The organism is Gordonia sp. GONU, assembly GCF_024733855.1.
In the GTDB taxonomy this organism is placed as follows: domain Bacteria; phylum Actinomycetota; class Actinomycetes; order Mycobacteriales; family Mycobacteriaceae; genus Gordonia; species Gordonia amicalis.
Genome location: NZ_JANRHB010000022.1, coordinates 56,418 through 77,582, shown reverse-complemented (window position 1 = coordinate 77,582; position 21,165 = coordinate 56,418). Strand labels below are relative to the sequence as shown.

At 68.2% G+C, this 21,165-nt stretch carries 10 protein-coding genes and 1 pseudogene; 8 read left to right on the top strand and 3 right to left on the bottom strand.

All coding sequences use genetic code 11. From position 1 onward, the window contains the following. A partial coding sequence (locus NWF34_RS17870) for an HNH endonuclease signature motif containing protein (RefSeq protein ID WP_258325675.1) occupies nt 1–494 on the top strand: 494 nt, incomplete at its 5' end. A 4-nt stretch (nt 495–498) separates the two neighbouring features. On the opposite strand, the gene NWF34_RS17865 is transcribed toward NWF34_RS17870, so the two are convergent. The 3 genes and pseudogenes from NWF34_RS17865 to aroQ all read right to left on the bottom strand — a co-directional run bounded on the left by NWF34_RS17865 (nt 499) and on the right by aroQ (nt 1,860). Further along, complete coding sequence (locus tag NWF34_RS17865) at nt 499–816, bottom strand: metalloregulator ArsR/SmtB family transcription factor (RefSeq protein ID WP_006438297.1); 318 nt, start codon at nt 814–816, stop codon at nt 499–501. Then, a pseudogene (locus tag NWF34_RS17860) lies at nt 809–1,303 on the bottom strand (ATPase). Before NWF34_RS17860 ends, NWF34_RS17865 begins: the two are co-directional and overlap by 8 nt. A gap of 86 nt (nt 1,304–1,389) precedes the next feature. Next, nucleotides 1,390–1,860 carry a type II 3-dehydroquinate dehydratase gene (aroQ, locus tag NWF34_RS17855; protein WP_006438295.1) on the bottom strand — a complete coding sequence of 157 codons (471 nt, stop codon included), beginning with the start codon at nt 1,858–1,860 and terminating at the stop codon, nt 1,390–1,392. Between the two features lie 68 nt (nt 1,861–1,928). On the opposite strand from aroQ, the gene NWF34_RS17850 reads away from it, so the two are divergent. The 7 genes from NWF34_RS17850 to NWF34_RS17820 all read left to right on the top strand — a co-directional run bounded on the left by NWF34_RS17850 (nt 1,929) and on the right by NWF34_RS17820 (nt 21,094). Beyond that, the gene (locus NWF34_RS17850) at nt 1,929–5,306 is read left to right on the top strand and encodes an arabinosyltransferase domain-containing protein (protein WP_258325674.1); all 3,378 of its coding nucleotides are present in this window, start codon (nt 1,929–1,931) and stop codon (nt 5,304–5,306) included. Between the two features lie 76 nt (nt 5,307–5,382). Continuing rightward, nucleotides 5,383–8,706 (top strand): arabinosyltransferase domain-containing protein, encoded by a 3,324-nt coding sequence (locus tag NWF34_RS17845; protein WP_375295684.1) that lies wholly within the window; start codon nt 5,383–5,385, stop codon nt 8,704–8,706. Next, nucleotides 8,699–11,977 carry an arabinosyltransferase domain-containing protein gene (locus NWF34_RS17840; protein ID WP_006438292.1) on the top strand — a complete coding sequence of 1,093 codons (3,279 nt, stop codon included), beginning with the start codon at nt 8,699–8,701 and terminating at the stop codon, nt 11,975–11,977. Before NWF34_RS17845 ends, NWF34_RS17840 begins: the two co-directional genes overlap by 8 nt. 166 nt (nt 11,978–12,143) lie before the next feature. After that, on the top strand, nt 12,144–12,683 hold the full coding sequence (locus NWF34_RS17835) for a Dps family protein (RefSeq protein ID WP_024498792.1): 540 nt from the start codon (nt 12,144–12,146) through the stop codon (nt 12,681–12,683). A 274-nt stretch (nt 12,684–12,957) separates the two neighbouring features. Beyond that, nucleotides 12,958–14,166: a DICT sensory domain-containing protein gene (locus NWF34_RS17830; protein ID WP_024498793.1), complete on the top strand. Its 1,209-nt coding sequence runs from the start codon at nt 12,958–12,960 to the stop codon at nt 14,164–14,166. A 312-nt stretch (nt 14,167–14,478) separates the two neighbouring features. Beyond that, a complete protein-coding gene (locus NWF34_RS17825) occupies nt 14,479–17,736 on the top strand; it encodes an arabinosyltransferase domain-containing protein (protein ID WP_096272756.1) in 3,258 nt (1,085 codons plus the stop codon). After that, complete coding sequence (locus NWF34_RS17820; protein ID WP_096272754.1) at nt 17,729–21,094, top strand: arabinosyltransferase domain-containing protein; 3,366 nt, start codon at nt 17,729–17,731, stop codon at nt 21,092–21,094. The genes NWF34_RS17825 and NWF34_RS17820 overlap by 8 nt, the downstream gene beginning before the upstream one ends. Nucleotides 21,095–21,165: the final 71 nt, after the last annotated feature.

Sequence of the window (21,165 nt, the reverse complement as noted above, 5' to 3'; positions counted from 1 at the left end):
CCACCACCGCGTGCGCCGACTTCGTGCGCGTGCGCGACGGCTATTGCACCGAACCCGGCTGCGCGGGTTCGTCATTCGACAGCGACCTCGACCACGTCACCGAGTACGACCACACCAACCCCACCCAAGGCGGGGACACCTCCAGTGAAAACCTCAACGCCAAATGCCGGTTCGGGCATCTGCACAAAACCTTCGGCGACTGGATCGATGTCCAGTACCGCGACGACGACGGCCACCTGGTCACCGAATACCGCACCCCGGAAGGCGTGGTAATTCCCGGTGACGCCGAAACCCTCGAAGACTTCTTCCCCAACCTGCGACGCATCCGCTACGAACAGCCACCCCAGGCACCACCCACACCCAGGGTCATCACCGGGGACGACGCCCCGCCGCCCACCAACCGGCTTGCCAACAAACACGCACGCCGGCGGGCCGAACGTGCCCGCAACAAGAAGCAGCGCCTCACCGACCAGGCAGACCCGCCGCCGTTCTGACGGGTCAGTCTCCCTCGGCAGCCTTCTTGATGCCTGCCAGACGACGATCCCATCCTCGCGCGATGGTGTCCAGGTGCCGGGCGAGGCGCGAGAGCTCCGAACCGACCGCCTCGTAACGGATTTCACGACCGGCCCGTGACGCCGTGACCAGGCCCGCATCGGTCAGGACCTTGAGGTGTTTGGCTATCGCCTGACGGCTGATCGGCAACTCGGTCGCGAGCGTCGACGCCGACGCGGGTTCGGTTCCCAATCTGACGAGGATGTGCCAGCGACTCTCGTCGGCGAGAGCACCGAAGACCTCGACCGGGGCGACGTCAGGCACGAGAACCGCTCGCCAGGTGAGTGCGTGCCAGTTCGAGCTCGATCTTCCAGCCTTCGGTGTTGCCGTCGAACTTGGCCCGCCGATCCGCATCCGAACCCGACAGCGAGGCGAATCCCGACTCGACGACCTTGAGGATCACTCCGGACCCGGAGTCGGTGATCTAGAACTCGACGAGCGTCGACTCCGAGTCGGGATCGGATGCGTCGGCCAGCCACCGGAAGGCGGCGTATCGCGGTTCGTCGAGTTTCACGGTGCGAAAGACGAAGGCGCCGTGAACCGGATCGTGAACGGTCGACAGATCTCCGTCGCGGTCGATTCGATGATCGGTGATCACGCTGTCGTTGATGTACCAGCCGGGTTCACTGACGAGCTGCCAGACGCGCTCGGCGGTCGCCTCGATGGCGATCTCCCGCTCGATCCGATCGAGTTCGTCATCGATTGCGGTGGTTGTCGTTTCGTTTTCGGATCGGGGATCGGTCCCACTCATGACGCCTCCTGGGCCGTTTCGAATGATGCAACTCAATGGTTGCACCATGACCCACGACTTGCAACCCTCCGGTTGCAATAAGACGTTCAGTCGACCAACTCGGCGAGTCTCCGGATCGCGAACTCGTATCCACGGATGCCATAGCCCGCGATGACGCCTGCCGCGATGGGCGAGACGTAGGAGTGGTGCCGGAACGCCTCGCGCTGGTGCACGTTGCTGATGTGCACCTCGAGGATCGGCACGCCGGGTACGACCAGGGCGTCGGCGAGGGCCACGGACGTGTGGGTCCACCCGCCGGGGTTGATGACGATGCCACTGATCTTCCCGACCGATTCGTGAATCCAGTCGATCATCTGTCCCTCGTGGTTGGTCTGCGCGGCGCGCAGACCGAAGCCGAGTTCCGATGCCGTCCGTTCGGCGAGGTCGACGACGTCGTCGAGTGTCTCGGACCCGTAGATCGCGGGCTCCCGGGTGCCGAGTGTGTTCAGGTTCGGCCCGTTGAGCAGCAGGATCGGCAACGGTTCGACGCCGGCGGCATCGGACGTGGAGTCGGACATGGGTTCACCATAGTCTCCGCCGCCTCGCCGACCGGGGCGAGACACCTCAGCGGCTACCATCTCTCTTTGTGCCAGCGCAGACCGTTCGACGAGCGAGGATCGTCGCCATAGTCACGGGCCTGCTCGGGTTCCTTCTCGCGCTGGCCACGCCGCTGATGCCGGTCGAACAGAAGACCGCGGAGATCAACTGGCCGCAGAACGGACAGATCGGTTCGGTCGCCTCCCCACTCATCGGCTACACCCCCGTCGACCTCGACGTCACCATCCCGTGCACGGCGGTCGACGACCTGCCGCCCGGTGGTTCGGTACTGTTCTCGACCACACCGAAGCAGGCGGAGAAGTCCGCCGAGCGCGGCCTGTTCATCCGCAAGACCGGTGCCGCCGACGTCCCGGCCGACCGCCAGGGCGTCGAGGTCGTCATCCGCAACGTCCCGCTGGTCTCGGCGAGCCTCCAGGACATCCGCACGCAGGACTGCCGCGAGATCGTCGTCCACGCCGATTCCGGCGCGGTGACAGCCGGATTCGTCGGCATGACCGACGACGCGGGCGATCCGCTCGCGGGAACCACCGAGGACAAAGAGGCCTTCAAGAACTCGCCCGATCAGCGCCCGCAGGTCACCGGTCTCTTCACCGACCTGTCGGGTCCGGCGTCCGATGTCGCCGGCCTCGACGCGCATGTCACCGTCGACTCCCGGTACAACACCGCCCCGACCATCTCGAAGTTGCTCGTCGTCATCGTCGGTGTCAGCTCGACGCTGCTCTCGCTCGCCGCACTGGCAGTCCTCGACTCGACCGACGGTCGTCGGCACCGGCGCATCTTCCCGGCCCGCTGGTGGCGCCTCAACACACGTGACTATGTGGTGATCGGCGCGCTGATCCTCTGGCACATGATCGGCCCCAACACCTCCGACGACGGCTATCTGCTGACGATGTCGAGGGTCGCGCAGGACAGCGACTACACCGCCAACTACTTCCGCTGGTACGGCGCCCCGGAGGCGCCGTTCGGCTGGTACTACCAGGTGTTCGGGTTGCTCAGTCATGTCTCGGTGGCCAGTCCGTGGATGCGGCTTCCGGCGCTCGCCTGTGGAATCCTGGTGTGGCTCATCGTGAGCCACGAGGTGATCCCGCGGCTCGGTCGTGCCGCGGTCACCCGCCCGATGGTCGCGTGGACCGCCGCCTTCGCCTTCCTCGCCTGCTGGTTCCCGTTCAACAACGGACTGCGTCCCGAGCCGATCATCTGCCTCGGCGCCCTGCTGACCTGGTGTTCGGTGGAACGCGCCATCGCCACCGGTCGGCTGCTGCCGGCCGCGGTGGCGTGTCTGGTGGGCGCGTTCAGCATCGCCGCCGGTCCCACCGGTGTGCTCGCGGTCGCGGCGCTGATCGCCGGTGCACGACCGATGATCATGGCGCTGATCAAGCGCGCCCGGGTGATCACCGGCGACTCGACCTCGCGTCACGCGCTGAGATGGTCGTTCGTCGCGTTGATCGCCCCGATCCTGGCCGCCGGCAGCTTCGTGGTCTTCGTGGTGTTCTCGAACCTGACCCTGCGCTCGTTCTCCGAGGCGTCGAGCATGAAGACCGCGCTCGGGCCGTCGATGAACTGGTACAACGAGCTCGGGCGATACTCGGCACTGTTCGCCTTCTCCGCCGACGGGTCGATCGCACGACGCTTCGCGGTCCTCGCGATGATCCTCGGCCTCGTGGTGTCCGCGGCGGTCCTGATCCGCAAGAACCGGATCCCCGGCACCGCCATCGGACCCACTCGGCGCATCGTCGCGATCACCTTCGCCTCGCTGGTGTTCCTCATGTTCACACCGACCAAGTGGACCCATCACTTCGGTGTCTTCGCCGGTATCGCCGCCGCGCTGGCGGCCATCGCCGCGATCGCCGCGAGTCAGCAGTCGATGCACTCACGACGCAATCGCACCCTGTTCTGTGCGCTCGTCCTGTTCATCGGCGGTCTGGCGTTCACCGGCCCGAATTCCTATTACTACTACTCCTCCTGGGGAATGCCCTGGGGGATCCAGCAGGTGACGATCGGCGGCCTGATGCTCGGGAGCGTCCTGCTCTACGCGTCGCTCGCACTTCTCCTCGTCGCGCTGTGGTTCCACTTCCGTGAACCCTTCACCGGCACCGACCCGCATTCCGCGGATCCGCATGTCACCGACGTGGATCCGAAGGCACCCGTCTACACGTCCGACCAACGCTGGTACCGGCGACTGTTCGCCTCGGTGGCCGCCGCACCCCTCGCCTATCTCGCGATGGCCGTCGTCCTCTTCCAGATCATCACCGCGATCTTCGCGGGCATCCACCAGAGCTCCTCGTATTCGGTGCCGCGGTCCAACCTCGCGGCGGTTGCCGGTGAGCCATGCGGGATGGCCGACAAGGTGTGGGTGGAGTCCGACCCCAACCGCGACATGCTGCGTCCCGTCGACTCGTCGCTGACCAACCCGCTCGGCGGTCCGGCCCCCGCCCCCGGCGCCTCGCCCGCCACCTCGGGCTTCTCCCCGAACGGTGTACCGACGGACCTGGCGTCGACCGCCAGCGAGGGCTCGCTGGGCGTGCTGTCCGGCAACGTCTGGGCGGACCCGAAGATCCTGAACTCCAACCCGGGGGGCACCGGAGGCGGTGAACTGCCCGACCCCGGCGTCAACGGCAGCACCGCGGCACTACCGTTCTTCCTCGACCCCGCGACGACGCCGGTCATGGGTAGTTACTCCAAGTTCGACCAGGTTCCGGCCCGCCTCACCTCCGGCTGGTACGCGCTCCCGAAGAACTGGCGTGACCGTCCGCTGCTGACGATGTCGGTGGCCGGCGAGTACGACAACCCGAACGTGATGCTCGAATACACCGCCGACCCGATCCGGCCGGACACCACCGACGCCGACCTGACCGCCGCCGATGAGACCGAACTCATCGACCCCGGGCCCCGCCCGGCCTGGCGCAACCTGCGCTACAACACCGACGAGCTGCCCGCCGACACCACTGCGGTCCGCATCGTGGCCACCGACGACAACCTCAACGAGGACCGCTTCATCGTGCTGACCCCGCCCCGGGTTCCGCAGATGGACACCTTGCAGGACGTCGTCGGCAGCACCGACCCCGTGCACGTGGACTGGACGTCCGGGCTCGGGTTCCCCTGCCAGCGGCCCTTCACCCACGACGTGGGTGTCGCCGAGATCCCCAAGTGGCGCATCAAGCCGGGGTCGGATCTCGCCGCAGCCGTGTCGGCGTGGCAGAACAGCTTCGGCGGCGGCCCGCTCGGCTGGATCGAGGTCTCCCAGCAGGCGACCGCCCTGCCGACGTACCTGATGGCCGACATCGGTCGCGACTGGGGCGCGCTGGAACGCTACGAACCGTACGGCGGCGTGGACACCCTCGCCGACATCGAGACCGGTACGCAGACCCGCAGCGGTCTGTGGAGTCCCGCGCCGATCAGATACTGACGACGAGCGGACACTTCAGTCCAAGGTCAGGGTGCGCGGTAGGTGAGCGGGTGCCGGTCGCATACGATCAAACACCGTGCCTGTGACAGCCCCGACGTCTCGTGTTTCCGCACGTACCGCCCGTCTGATCGCGATCGTCGCGGGTGTCCTCGGCGTGGTGCTGTGCGCACTCACGCCCTTGCTCCCGGTGAAGGCCACCGACGCCGACATCACCTGGCCGGCGGGTCAGGAGCTCAACGCCGAGACGTCGTCGGTGATGGCGCCGCTGATCGCGCAGACCCCGCAGACTCTCGACGCCCGGATACCGTGTTCGACGCTGGCGAGTGCCCCGACCGGCGTGATCCTGGCGACCATGCCCGTGAGCGCACCGACGTCGAAGGGTTCGTCGCTGTGGGTGACCGGAACCGATCAGGCCGTCACCGTCACGTTCCGAAACAGTGTCGCGGCCACGGCGCCACGTGCCGACCTCGACCGTTGCCGTGAACTGCACATATTCTCCGCACCGAGCGGGCCGGGCGCCCAGTTCGTCGGTCTCGGCGACTCGACGGTGCTCCCGCCGGAGAAGCGCCCGCAGGTCGCCGGGATCTTCAGCAACCTGAGCCCCGAGCGGGTCCGCGCCGCGGCCGCCGACGGGATGTCGGTCTCGATCCGCGTCGACAACCGCTACGAGTCGTCGCCGACGGTGCTGAAGATCGTCGTGATGGTCCTCGCCGTGATCTCGGTGATCGTGGCGCTCATCGCGCTCGCCCAACTCGACCGAATCCTCGGGTACCACCGCCGGATCGGGGCGCGCACCCGTGCCTGGTGGCACTCGCTCAAGCCGCGGGCCACCGACCTGGTCGTCACCGCCATCCTGCTGATCTGGTTGTTCCTCGGCGCCGGATCGCCCGACGACGGCTACATCCTCAACATGGGCCGCACGGCCGACGGATTCGGGTACCTGGCGAACTACTACCGCTTCTACGGCATCCCCGAGGCGCCGTTCGACTGGTACTACAGCTTCCTCTCGGTGTGGTCGTCGATCTCCTCGTCGATCCTCTGGATGCACATCCCGGCGATGGTCGCGGGCCTCGTGTCGTGGTACGTCCTCAGCCGGGTGCTTCTGCCACGCCTGGGTCCGGCAGTGCGCCGCAGTGCATGGGCGACGTGGGCCGCCGCCCTGACGTTCACCGCGTTCTGGTTGCCGTTCTGCAGCGGACTCCGCAGTGAGGGCATCATCGTCCTCGGCTCCCTGTTGACCTGGTGGGCAGCCGAGCACGCCATCTCCACCCGTCGTCTGCTTCCCGCCGCACTCGCCGCCGGGCTCGCCGGGTTCACCCTCGCGCTCGCGCCGCACGGTGTCGTCGGTATCGCGATCCTGCTCGTCGCGGCGCGTGCCCTGCTGCACATCCTGCTCCGCCGCCGCAACGAACTCGGTGGTTCGCGGTGGACGGCGACCGCGGCGCTCGTCGCGCCGATCGTCGCCGCGGGGATGGTCGTCCTGGTCGTCGTCTTCCGGGACCAGACCCTCGCGACTGTGCTGGAGGCGATCAAACTCCGCTACACCGTCGGTCCGGTGATCTCCTGGCACCAGGAGTTCCTGCGGTACTACTTCATCTCGGTCGTCACCGACGACGGTTCGCTCACCAGACGCGTACCGCTCCTCCTGCTGCTCGCCGGCCTGTTCGTGGTGGTCGCGGTGACGTTGCGGCGCACCCGCATTCGCGGCATCGATCCCGGCCCGGTGTGGCGTCTCGTCGGGGCCGTCGGCGTCACCCTGCTGCTGTTCGTGTTCACCCCGACCAAGTGGACGATCCAGTTCGGCGTGCTCGCGGGTCTCGCCGCCGCGATCTCCGCGGCCGCGACCATCGCCGTCGTGCAGTCGGCGGCGCGTTCGGCTCGCAACCTGACCGTCTTCGTCTCGGGTCTGCTCTTCGCGATGGCCGCGGCGATGGCCGGCTACAACTCGTGGCCGTTCGCTTACGAATACGGCATCTCCTGGTTCGACCGGGCGCCCGTCATCGCCGGATACGGCGCGTCGACGCTGTTCCTGATCCTCGCCGTACTCGCCGCCGCGCTGGCGGTGTGGCAGCATCTCCGGCTCGACTACGTCACCAATCGTGGACTCGCACACAGCGACACCGGTCCCGGCGAAACCCGGGCAGACCGACGTCGCCTGTTCCTCGCCTCCTCCCCGATCGCGGTGATCGCCGGCCTGCTCGTCGTCGTCGAGATGCTGTTGTTCGTGAAGGCGGCCGTCACCCGGTATCCCGCGCCGACGGTGCTCGCCGAGAACCTGAACACCCTGCGCGGCAACCCGTGTGGCCTCGCCGACGAGGTGCTCGTCGAACTCGATCCGAACACCGGGATGCTCACCCCCGCGGGTGGTGCGTCGGCGACCGCGGCGTTGCGCGGCGAGAACCCGGTGGGCTTCTCCCCCAACGGCATTCCGGATGACCTCCAGCCCGAACCCGGAAGTCAGCGACCGGGCCAGATGAACGTCTCGGCGAGCATGGCACGCCCGTTCGCCATCACCGGCGGACTCGGTGCGGGCACCACCGGTGGCCGCGGACCCGAGACCGTCAACGGTTCGACCGCCAAACTCCCCTTCGGACTCGATCCCGCCACCACCCCGGTGCTCGGCAGCCACGGCTACAACGGGGAGGCGCGTCTGACGACCGGCTGGTACGACCTGCCCGCCGACCGTGCCGCCTCGCCGCTGCTCGTGTTCAGCACCGCGGGCGCCGTCTCGACCATCGACACCTTCGGGGTCCGGAACTTCGGGCAGAAGATGGTCGTGCAGTTCGGCCGTCCGGGACCGGACGGCTCGTTCGAACAGGTCGGCCCGGACATGCTGCCCATCGATCCCGGACCGGTGATCCTGAACCGTCCGTGGCGCAACATGCGTATACCGCTGTCGGCGGCCCCGCCCGCGGCGACCGTGATGCGACTGTCGTTGCAGGACAACAACCTCGGCGACCAGCAGTTCATCGGGATCACCCCGCCCCGCGCTCCGCAGCTGCAGTCTCTGCAGGAGGTCGTCGGATCGTCGGCGCCGACCCTGATCGACTTCGGGGTGGCCTCACACTTCCCGTGCCAGCAGCCGATGGGTGTCTCGCACGGCGTCGCGCAGGTGCCGCAGTGGCGGATCCTGGGTGACTACCCGCTGACCAACTCGCAGTCCAAGACCTGGCAGGCCGGGGTCGACGGCGGCCTGCTGGGCATCTCGGAGGCGACGACCTCGGCACGGGCCGTGTCGACCTATCTCGAGGACGACTGGGCCCGCGACTGGGGCGCGCTGGAGAAGCTGACGCCGCTGGTGCCCGGTGCACCGAATGCACAGATCGACACCGCACAGACGACGCAATGGGGCTGGTCACGCACCGGCTCGATCAGGGTGGAGCCCCAATCCGATGAGTGAATCCAACCGCACCGCGAAGATCGTCGCCGTCGTCACGGGCCTGCTGGGCTTCCTGCTCGCCATCGTCACGCCGATCCTGCCGGTCAACCAGACCACCGCCGAACTCAAATGGCCACAAGGCGATTCCGTGTCGGATGTGGCGGCGCCGCTGGTGGCCTTCGTCCCGATCGACATGGACATGTCCGTGCCGTGTTCGCTGGCCTCCCGGTTACCCGCGCAGGGCGGGGTCCTTCTCTCGACGACGCCGGCGGGCGGCCAGGACGACTCCGCCCGCGGTCTCTTCGTCCGCGCCACCGCCGACACGCTGACGATGATCGACCGCAACGTGGTGCTCCTCAACACCGATCGTGCGGCGGCGCAGGCCAACCCGAACTGCCGCATCGTGATGCACGCCGACGGCGAGGGCGTCGACGGCCGTTTCGAGGGCCTGCCCGCGCCCGACGCCGCCACCGGCGGTCTGCACGAGTTCGCCATCCCCGACCACGAGATGCGCCCCCAGATCGTCGGCATCTACAGCGATCTGCCCGCCGACGCGTCCCGGGACGGACTGTCGCTGCGCGCGACCATCGACACCCGCTACGTCAGCTCGCCGACGCCCCTCAAGCTCGCGGCGATCGTCGTCGGCATCGTGATGACGATCCTCTCGCTCATCGCACTGGGCGTCCTGGACCGCCGGGACGGTCGCGCGCACAAGCGATTCCTGCCGACCGGCTGGTGGACGATCCGCCCTCCGGATGTCGCAGTCGTCGCGATTCTCGCCTTCTGGTGGTTCGCCGGTGCCAACACCTCCGACGACGGTTACAACTTCACGGTCGGCCGCATCACCAGCGAGGCCGGCTACGCGGACAACTACTTCCGGTACTTCGGCGTCCCCCAGGACCCGTTCGGCTGGCATTTCCAGGTCATCTCGTGGATGACGAACGTCAGCGTCGCCACGCCGTGGATGCGCCTGCCGGCCTTCCTGCTCGGACTCCTCGGCTGGTGGCTCATCAGCCGCGAGGTGATCCCGCGCCTGGGACGCGCGGTCCGCAACAGCACCCCCGCCGTGTGGTCGGCCGCCTTCGTGTTCCTCGCGATCTGGTTGCCGTTCAACAACGGTCTGCGTCCCGAACCCGCCGAAGCCGTGGGTGCGCTGCTCACCTGGTGCTGCGTCGAACGGGCCATCGCCACCAGACGTCTGCTGCCATACGCGATCGCGGTGGTGACCGCGGCGTTCACGCTGGCCCTCGCGCCCGGCGGACTGATGGCGGTCGCCGCCCTCCTCGCCGGCATCCGGCCGATCGTCAAGACCCTGGTGTCCCGGAGAAACCGCGACGGCCTGCTGCCGATGCTCGCGCCGATCCTGGCGGCGGGCACCGCGGTCCTCTTCCAGATCTTCTTCGACCAGCCGATCGGCGCGCTCATCGCCGGCAACAAGGTCGCCTCCGACGTCGGACCTACTCTCGAGTGGTGGCAGGAACCGATCCGGTACTACTACCTGATCCTGCCCACCGCGGACGGCACCCTGGCCCGTCGTTTCGGCGTGCTCACAATGATCCTGTGCCTGTTCGTCGTGCTGCTGCGCCTGCTGCGTCGCGAGCATCCGAACGGGGTTGCGCGCGCTCCGATCTGGCGTCTGGTCGCGGTCACCCTGGGCACGATGTTCTTCATCGCGTTCACCCCGACCAAGTGGACCCATCACTTCGGTGTGTATGCGGGTATCGCCGCCGGTCTCGCCGCCGCAGCGGGCGCGATGATGGCACCGGCGGTGCTGCGGTCACGCCGCAACCGCACCTTCTTCGCGGCCACTGTTCTCGCGATCACCGGGATCTCCTTCGCCGGCACCAACGGCTGGTGGTTCGTCGGCAGCTACGGCGTGCCGTGGTGGGACCGTCCGCCGGCCGTCGGCGGGGTCAACGTCGCGTGGTTCATCCTCCTCGCGGCGGTCGTCACCGCCCTGGCCGGACTGTGGTTCCACTTCCGCGACGACTTCGTCGACGAACAGACCCGTACCCGCGGCGGTGACCACTGGTATTCGAAGCTCAAGTTCTCACCGCTGCCGGTGATCTCGGGCCTGATGGTGTTGTTCATGGTCGCATCGTTCCTGAAGGGCGCCTACGAGCAGCGGGATTCCTGGTCCTGGATGAAGTCGAATGCTCGTGCCCTGACCGGCAATTCGTGCGGCCTGGCCAACGACGTCCTGGTCGAGGCCGACCCCACGGCCGGCCTGCTCGCTCCTTCAGCGGTGAACGGTCGTCCCGCACCCGGTGTGTCGCAGGCACTGTCGGGTCCGGATGCGACCGGCTTCACGCCCAACGGCGTCCCCGACAAGCTGTCGGTGGACGCCACCGAGAACAACGACTCCGCCACCACGAGCGCCCAGAACACCGCACAGACCGGCGCCGGTGCGGACGAGTCCGCCAACTCGTCGTCGGCGCAGGGCGGGACCGAGGGCGGCCAGGGCGCACGCGGCATCAACGGGTCGACGGTGCGCCTGCCATTCGGTCTGAACCCTTCCGCCACACCGGTTCTCGGCAGTTACGGAGCGCCGTCGGGCTCCGCCTCCCTGACCACGGACTGGTATCAGCTGCCCGCACGCTCGGACGACGCACCGCTGCTGACCATGGCGGTCGCCGGATCGGTCGAGGCGGTCGACGGCATCGGTGTCGTGCACGCGGGCCAGAAGGTGATCGCCCAGTTCGGTCGCCTCGGCGCCGACGGCCGCGTGGTGCCGACCGGCCAGATGTTCCCCATCGACATCGGCGAGGTCCCGACGTGGCGCAACCTGCGGTTCCCGCTCGCCGATTCGCCGCCGCAGTCCACCGTGGTGCGCATCCTGGTCGAGGACACGGCCGCGGCGTCGTCGGAGTGGGTGGCCATCACGCCGCCGCGCGTCGGCAAGCTGGCGACACTCGACGACGTCGTCGGCCGGACCGATCCGGTGTTCATCGACTGGCTGCCCGGCCTGGTCTTCCCATGCCAGCAGCCGATGAAGGTGCGTAACGGCGTCCTCGAGGTGCCCAAGTGGCGGATCATGCCCGACGCGGAGGCCACCCGGAAGAACAGCCAGACCTGGATGTCGGGCACCGCGGGCGGTCCGCTCGGCATCACGGAGGCGATGCTGCGTCCGACCCTGCTGCCGACCTACCTGCGCAACAACTGGGGACGCGACTGGGGCGGCCTGCAGCGGTTCACCGAGATCATCCCGGCGCCACCGGCCGAGATCGACCTCGGAGAGGCACGACGGTCGGGTTTGTACGACCCCGCACCGATGCGTTCCAGCGGGTACTGACACATCGTGACCAGGGAAGACGGGGACGCGCGGCTGATACCCACGACGGCCCCGTCGAAACCTGGCGACCCGCCTTCGTTACCGCACCGTGATCTCCAATCTCGGTTGCGTCACTCATCCCCGGTGACGCTCGAACAGGCCGCGATCGGGACCTAGCGTCGTGTTCATGAGTAAATTCACGGCACCAGGACTCAGTACGGAATCGGCAGACGAGGTGGCCGGAATCCTGCAGGAGCGCCTCAGCGCGCTGAACGACCTGCACCTCACTCTCAAGCACATCCACTGGAACGTGGTCGGCGCGAACTTCATCGGCGTCCACGAGATGATCGATCCGCAGGTGGAACTGGTGCGCGGTTACGCCGACACCGTCGCCGAGCGCATCGCGACGCTCGGATCGTCGCCGCGGGGCACGGCCAAGGCGATCGAGACCGACCGCTCGTGGAGTGACTACTCGATCGGACGGGACACCGCGCAGGCACACCTCGGTGCCCTCGACCTCGTCTACGACGGTTTCATCACCTCGCACCGGGACGCGATCGAGAAGATCGGCGAGATCGACCCGATCACCGAGGACATCCTGATCGGGCAGACCGCCGAACTCGAGAAGTTCCAGTGGTTCGTCCGCGCCCACCTCGAGAGCTACACCGGGGAGCTGACCCACGCCGGCGCCAGTGGCGAGAAGGAAGCCGCCGATGCCGCGCGCTGACCGAGAAATCCGCTAGCCCGGTGAGGGCCGTCCCCCGGCCCTCACCGAAACCGCGGTCGCGAATGCCCACACCACCCAGTTCGCGGCCGCGGTTTCTCCTCCCTCGAACCGATCACGTTGCACGAACGACTCTCGACGTGACGCGGTGATCGCCGCACGTCCGGGAACCGACGCTTTGTTACTCTGAGCACAGGCTTTTGCCGTGAACAGGATGTGAAGACAGCGCGTCCGACCGGATCAATCGGGGCGTCCTCGCTCTGACGGGGAGGTACGTGTGGCTGATACACGATCATTCACGCTGTTCAACGATCTGGAGCTCCACATGCAGTTCGCGCCGGTCTGCCGGCTGTCGGACGGAGCGTTGGCCGCCGTCGAACTGCAGCTTCGTGGCCCCGCCGGGACCCGACTCGCCACCGCCGCCGCCCTCAAGCGGGCCGCGCGCCTCGTCGAGGAACATCCGGTCCTGGACGAACGCAAACGCAAGATGGCTGCCGACCCGCGCGCACAATCGCTGGCGAAGATCCTCCCGCTGCTGGTCAATCTCGACCTCGAACTGATCGACAATCTCGACGACGAGACGACGCGCACGCTCGAGCGCCATGTGATGGTGGTCTTGCCGGATGCCGTCGAGCGCAGCCCACAACGCACCCTCGCCCGGGTCGCCCGGGCGCGGGACGCCGGCAAGATCATCTGCGTCGACGGCCTGGTCCGCAGCGAGCACGCCGCCACCCTGCTCTCGCTCGTCGAACCCGACATCATCGTGACCGGCGCCGAACTGCTCGCCAAGCAGGCGACCGCCGATTCCGCCCAGCTCGCGCACGCGCTGGCCGCGCACACCGAGCGCAGTCATGCCGTGGTGATCGCCGAGGGCGTCGACGACGAGCAGTCCCGCGTGACCGCTCAGACGATGGGTGCTGCGTTCGGTATCGGCGATCTGTACCCGCCGGTGTCCGACCCGTCCGTACTGGCGTCGCGGACCATCGTGCCGCTGCCCGAGATGCCGGTGTGGACGACCCCAGACCCGGACAAGTCGACCCCGTATCGGATCGCCTCGAGCTCGATCGAACCGCGGATGGGCAACAAGCGGCTGCTCATCGAGATGAGCAAGGCGCTGGAACACCAGGCTGCGATCGGCGGCGCCGCCATCGTCCTGGGCACCTTCCAGTACGCCGAACACTTCACCCCACGCACCGCCAAGCGGTGGCGGGAGATGTCGGAGAAGACCGGCCTGGCCGGTGTCTACGGGGTCGGACTGCCCGACGTCCGCGACGGCAACGTGCATCGCGCGCCCCTCGATCCCGAGGACGACCTGATCAACGAATGGAACGTCGCGGTTCTCGGTCCGCACTTCGCGGCCCTGCTCTCCGCTCGCGACCAGCACGACGCCGGACCCGACCTGGAGCGCACCTTCGAGTTCGTCCAGACCTATGACCGGATGACCGTCACCCAGGCCGTTCACTCGATTCTCGCGCGGTTCGCCTGACCCTTCGATACGCCCCTCCGCAAGCTCCGGGGCTACTCAGGGAGCAGAGCGCCGCCCCTCCGCAAGCTCCGGGGCTACTCAGGGAGCACCACGCCGCCGCTCCGCAAGCTCCGGGGCTACTCAGGGAGCAGAGCGCCGCCCCTCCGCAAGCTCCGGGGCCACTCAGGGAGCGGGACGATTTGGGTTTGTCACAGCATCGCTGACTACGATGCGCCTGTGCCGAAGTCGCCTGGAGTGTCCGAAACAGACGAGCCCGCCGTCGGCGCCGATACCCCTGTAGAGCAGCAGCCTTCCGACCGCTCCTCCCGCACTGTGGCGATCGTGGCCGCGGTCGCCGGGCTGGTCGCGGTCGTCGCCGGTGTCCTGACCCCGTTTCTGCCGGTCAGCACGTCGACGGCGTCGATCACATGGCCGCAGGGCCAGGAGCTGAAGCCGGAGTCGGCATCGGTCGCCGCACCTCTGGTCGCGCAGACCGCGCGTGATCTGCAGATCACCGTCGGGTGCCCGGTGCTCGCGTCCACCCCCGGCGACGCCTCCACCAACGTCCTCTCGACGATGCCGGCGAACGCCACCAAGGCCCGTGAGAACGGTCTCTTCGTCGTTGCCGACGCCGCGAACGTCACGGTCACGGTCCGCAACAAGACCCTCGCATCGGCGCCACGCTCCGCGCTGTCCGCGTGCAGCGAGCTGCGCATCTTCTCCGACGCGACCACGACGGGCGCCCAGTTCGTCGGTCTGCCGCCGGGTGCGGCCACCGCCGGCGGCGGCGACGTCGGACTGGCCGAACCCTCGTCGAACCCGCAGATCGCCGGCGTCTTCACCGACCTCACCGCTGAGCAGGTCCGGGCGTCGGGCATCGACGTGCGGATCGAGATCGACGACCGCTTCGACTCGTCGCCCTCGGTGATCAAGTGGCTGGTCATGATCGTCGGGATCGTCGCGGCGATCGTCGCGCTGGTCGCCGTGGGCCGGCTGGACCGAATCCACGGCTATCACCGTCGAGTCGGGCGCGGGCTGAGTCTGCGTTCGGCGCTCCGCCCCACCCCCACCGACATCGGCGTCACCCTGACGCTCGTCGTGTGGCATTTCCTGGGCGCGGGCTCACCCGATGACGGCTACATCCTCAACATGGGCCGCAACGCGGCGGACGCGGGCTACCTGTCCGACTACTACCGCTTCTACGGCATTCCCGAAGCCCCGTTCGACTGGTACTACAGCTTCCTCGCCTACTGGTCGACGATCTCGACCACGGGCCTGTGGATGCGCCTGCCGTCGCTGATCGCCGGCCTCGCCGCGTGGTTCATCCTCAGCCGGGTGCTGCTGCCTCGTCTCGGTCGCGCCGTCCGGCGGTCGCAGTGGGCGATGCTGACCGGCGCCGCGGTGTTCCTGGCGTTCTGGTTGCCGATGTGTTCGGGCCTGCGCAGCGAGGGCATCATCGTGCTCGGCACGCTGCTCACCTGGTGGGCGGTGGAGGTCACGGTCTCCACGCGCCGCATACTCCCCGCGGCACTCGCCGCGCTCACCGCGCTGCTGACCCTGGCGCTGGCTCCGCACGGTCTGGTCGCGCTGGCACTGTTGATCGCCAGCGCACGACCCATGCTGCGCATCCTCGTCCGCCGACGCCGTGAGGACGGTCTGCTGCCGCTACTCGCACCAGTCCTCGGCGCCGGCGCGCTCGTCGTCATCGTCGTGTTCCGCGACCAGACCCTCGCGACGGTGTTCGAGGCGATCCGCATCCGCTATTCGGTCGGGCCGACGCTGGCCTGGTACCAGGAGCTGCTGCGCTACTACTTCCTGGCCGTCAACCACACCGACGGTGCGCTCGCACGACGCATCCCGGTGCTGCTGTTCGCCGTGTCGATGTTCCTCGTACTGGCTATCATGTTGCGCCGCAAGCGGATCGATGGCATCGATCCCGGCGCGGTGTGGCGCGTCCTGGGTGCGTCGCTGCTGACGATCCTGCTGCTGTCGTTCACCCCGACCAAGTGGACGATCCAGTTCGGCATCTTCGCCGGTCTGGGCGCGGCACTGGCCGCCGTCGCCTGTGTCGCGATCGGCCAGGCCGCGCGTCGAACGCTGCGCAACCTGTCGATCCTGATCGCCGGACTGCTGGTGGCGTGCGCCGCCGCGGCAGCCGGCAAGAACGCGTGGCCCTGGCCGTACGACTTCGGCATCGCCTGGTTCGACAAGGCGCCGGTCGTCGCGGGCATGCAGGTCTCGACGGTGCTGCTCGCGCTGGCCGTCGTCGCGCTGGTGTTCGCGATCTGGCAGCACCTGCGCATGGACTTCGTCGACGAGACCGGTCTGGCGCACGAGAAGGGAGCCGCACCCGCGGGCTGGCGTATCGGGGTCGCCTCGGCACCGATCGCGGCGATCGCCGTCCTCATCGTCGCCTGTGAACTCGCGGTCTTCGCCAAGGCCGCGGTCAGCCGGGCCGACACGTTCACCGTGCTGTCGGCCAACCTGGACTCCGTGCGCGGCAACACCTGTGCGATGGCCGACGCCGTTCTCGTCGAACCCGACCCCAACAAGGGGACGCTCGCCCCGGCGTCCGGCCAGTCGGCGTCCAAGACGCTGGCGGGCGACTCGCACGGCTTCAGCCCGAACGGCGTGAAACCCGATCTGACACCGCAGGCCGGTGCCCAGAAGCCCGGCGCGATGAACACCTCGGCGGACCTGTCCAAGACCTTCATCGTGTACGGCTCCAATCCCGGCACCGCGGGCGGCGTCGGCCCGCGCGGGGTCAACGGCAGCACCGCCGCGCTCCCGTACGGCCTCGACCCCGCGACCACCCCCGTCATGGGCAGTCACGAGACCAGCGACGGACAGGCCACGTTGACCACCGGGTGGTACCGCCTGCCGGACCGCGCTGCCTCGCCGCTGATCGTCATCACCGCCGCGGGTGCCGTCTTCACCTACGACCGCGACGGTGTACCGATCTTCGGACAGTCACTCCAGGTCGAGTTCGGTCGCGAGGTCGACGGCGAGTTCGTCCAGGTCGGCGCACCGGCGGTCCCGATCGACGCGGAACGTTCGAACCAGCCGTGGCGCAACCTCCGCATCCCGATGGACCGCGTGCCCGCCGACGCGTCCGCGATGCGGATCGTCGCCAAGGACAACAACCTCGACGCCGACCAGTGGCTGGCGATCACGCCTCCGCGTGCACCGGTCCTCGAGACCCTGCAGCAGGTGGTCGGATCGACCGATCCGGTTCTCATCGACTTCGCCGCCGGCGCCTGGTTCCCGTGTCAGCGGCCGATGACCGCCCACGAGGGCGTGTTCGACATCCCCGACTGGCGAATCCTGCCGGAGTCGTGGATTGCCAACTCGCAGTCCAAGACCTGGATGGCCACCGAGGACGGCGGCCTGCTGACGACGGTCGAGGCGCTGACCCGGCCGTCGACGGTGGCGACATATCTCGACAACGACTGGTATCGCGAGTGGGGCAACCTGCAGCGACTCAACCCGCTGGTGCCGCAGGCGCGGCCCGCGGACGTGATGACCGGTTCGTCGACCAACTGGGGTTGGTCACGACCCGGCCCGATCAGGGTGGTGCCCGAAGATGACTGACCGCGTTGACGTTCCCGTCGAGACGGAACACGACGACCCACCGGTGACCGAACGCCGGGACAGTTTCTCCGAGCGTCACGCCGGGAAGGCCCGCATCGTCGCGATGGCGGCGGGTGCACTCGGCATCCTGCTGGCGCTGCTGAGCCCGTTCCTGCCCGTCGACTACACGAAGTCCGAGCTCGCCTGGCCGCAACAGGGTTCGGTCGCCAACGTCGCGGCACCGAGCGTGTCGTTCGTGCCGGTGTCGATGGAGGTCTCCGTCCCCTGTGCGCTGGGTGCGTCGCTCCCGCGCGACGGCGGCGTCCTGCTGTCCACGGTGCCCGAGGGGGGTGCGGAAGCCGGAAAGGTCGGCCTGTTCATCCGGGCCACCGCCGACAACCTGCAGGTCGTTCAACGAAATGTGGTCCTGCTCAACACTCCTCGTGCCGCCGCTCAGAACGCCCCCGGCTGCCGCATCGTCGTCGACGCCGACACCGACGGCAGTCGCGGCTCCATCCAGGGCGTGCCCGAGGCCGAGGGTGCGATCCACGAGTTCGACCTCAAGGACCCGAACGCACGGCCCCAGATCATCGGCGTCTACTCGGGGCTCCCGTCGAATGTGTCCACCGAGGGCCTGTCCTTCCGGTCGACCATCGACACCCGATTCGTCTCCACCCCCACGACTCTCAAGTTCTGGCTGCTGGTGCTGGGCGTGGCGTCGACCATCCTGTCGCTCGTCGCCCTCGCCGTCCTCGACGCCCGGGATGCGCGTGGACACCACAAGGTCTTCCCGGCCGGTTGGTGGCGTGTGCGTCCGGTCGACGGGTTCGTCACCCTCATCCTGCTGATCTGGTTGTTCGTCGGCGGTAACACCGCCGACGACGGATATCAGGTGACGGTGGGCCGGATCGCCCGGGAGGCCGGCTATCTCGACAACTACTACCGCTACTTCGGTGTGCCGCAGGATCCGTTCGGCTGGCACTACCAGTACCTGTCGGTCTGGATGGACATCAGCACCGCCACTCCGTGGCTCCGCCTGCTGCCCTTCGGATTCGCCATGGCGTCGTGGTGGCTGATCTCCCGTGCCGCGATCCCCCGGCTGGGACGTGCGGTCCGCGAATCAACACCCGCGATCTGGGCAGCCGCGCTGGTCTTCCTCGCCGTGTGGATGCCCTACAACAACGGCCTGCGCGTCGAACCGCTGATCGCGCTCGGCACTCTCTTCACGTGGGTCTGCGTCGAACGCGCCATCGCCACCGGCCGGTTCTTCCCGCTGACCGTCGCCATCATCTCGGCGGCGTTCACGCTGACGATCCATCCCACCGGCGTCATCGCGGCGATCGCACTCGTCGCCGGTATCCGCCCGCTGCTCAAGCGGTTCGTGGTGCGCCGCAGGCGCGACGGCGTCCTGCCCCTGCTGCTCCCGATCCTGGCCGCCGGTCTGGCAGTGATGTTCGAGATCTTCGCCGACCAGCCGCTCGCACCGATCCTGGAAGCGGTGTCGGTCAACGGCCAGGTCGGTCCCACCAACAAGTGGTGGGAAGAGCCGATGCGCTACTACATGCTGATGAACCCGACCGCCGACGGCGGCATCGCGCGGCGATTCGGCGTCCTGATCGTGTTCACCTGCTTCATCCTCGTGGTGATCATGCTGCTCAACCGCCGACGGCTGCCCGGGATCGCCACCGCGCCCACCTGGCGCCTGCTCGCAATGGTGGCCGGGTCGGCGGTCCTGATGGCGTTCCTGCCGACCAAGTGGACCCACCAGATGGGTGTGTATGCGGCAATCGGCGGTGCGCTGGCCGCGGTGGCCACCGCCTGCGCGGACCGGACGATCATGCGGCGCCGCCGCAACCGCACGCTGTTCGCCGCCGCCTGCGCCTACGTCCTCGCGCTGGCGTTCTCCGGACGCAACCAGTGGTGGTACGTCGGCAGCTACGGAATCCCTTGGCGCGACGCGGTTCCCGACGTCAAGGGAATCCCGCTGTGGACCGGCATCCTCGCCGTTGCCGTCGCATTGACGCTGCTGGGCCTGTGGCAGCACTTCCGCGACGACTACGTCGACGAGACCTTCCGCGCGGGTGCGTCGACGTCGCTGTTCGCGCGCCTGCGCAGCCCGTCGATCATCGTCGTGTCGACCATCATGCTGGGCTTCACCCTGGTCTCGTTCGCGAAAGCCGACTGGACGCAGCGCAATTCATGGTCGTGGCTCAGTTCCAACGTGAACGCCCTGAAGGGTGAGCCGTGTGCGCTCGCCGACGCCGTGCTGGTGGAGGGCGATCCGACCGCCGGGCTACTGGCTCCGGCACGCGTTGCCGGACAGAACAACCCGTCGCCCGGTTCCGCACTCACGGGCGCCGGCGCGGTGGGCTTCGATCCCAACGGCGTCGCCTCGGACCTCTCCGAGGACACCGAGGCAGAGTCCGACGACTCCGCCGGCACGTCGACCGCCGAAGTCGATCGCACACAGTCCGATCCGACCGAGGACAGCAGCAGCAGCTCCGACGACACCACGGCGTCGAGCGACACCAGTGGCGGACGCACCGCTCAGGCGGGCGTCAACGGTTCGACGGTGAAGCTGCCGTTCGGACTGTCACCGGCCAAGACCCCGGTGCTGGGTACCTACAACTCCCCCACCGGAACCGGCAGCCTCACCTCCGAGTGGTATCAGCTGCCCGGGAAGCGTTCCGACGACCAGCCGCTGATCACCATGTCCGTCGCGGGTTACGTCGAGTACATCGACGACCTCGCGGTGGTCCGGCCGGGCCAGAAGGTCAGGCTGCAGTTCGGCCGCGTCGCGCCGGACGGCACGGTCGCCCCCGCCGGCCAGATGGTCCCGCTGGACATCGGCGGCGCTCCCGAGTGGCGCAACCTGCGCTTCCCGCTGGACCAGGCACCTCCGGGCGCCACGGTCGTCCGGGTGCTCGCCGAGGACACCTCGCCGCTGCGCGATCAGTGGCTCGCGGTGACGCCGCCGCGGGTCTCGTCGATGGAGACGCTCGATTCGCTCGTGGGCAGCGAGGATCCGGTCCTCATCGACTGGGAGGCCGGACTCGCGTTCCCGTGCCAGCGGCCGGCTCAGGTCAAGCACGGCGTCCTCGAGACACCGGCCTGGCGGATCTCCCCGGACCGTGAGGGCGAGCGGGTGAACTCGCAGCGCTGGATGTCCGGCGACGCCGGTGGTCCGCTGGGCATCATCGAGAACGAGATGCGCGGTCGCGTCTACCCGTCGTATCTGCGCAACGACTGGGCGAAGGACTGGGGCTCGCTCCAGGCCCTCACCCCGATCCTGCCGCAGACCGACGCCGAGCTGACCCTGTCCACCGAGACCCACAACGGGCTCTGGACGCCGGGCCCGATGCGGGCGATCGGCAACTAGGGGTCCGTAGATCCACCACAAATGGGCAAACCCAGCACCCCGAGAGGTGCTGGGTTTGCCGAAAAGGGGTG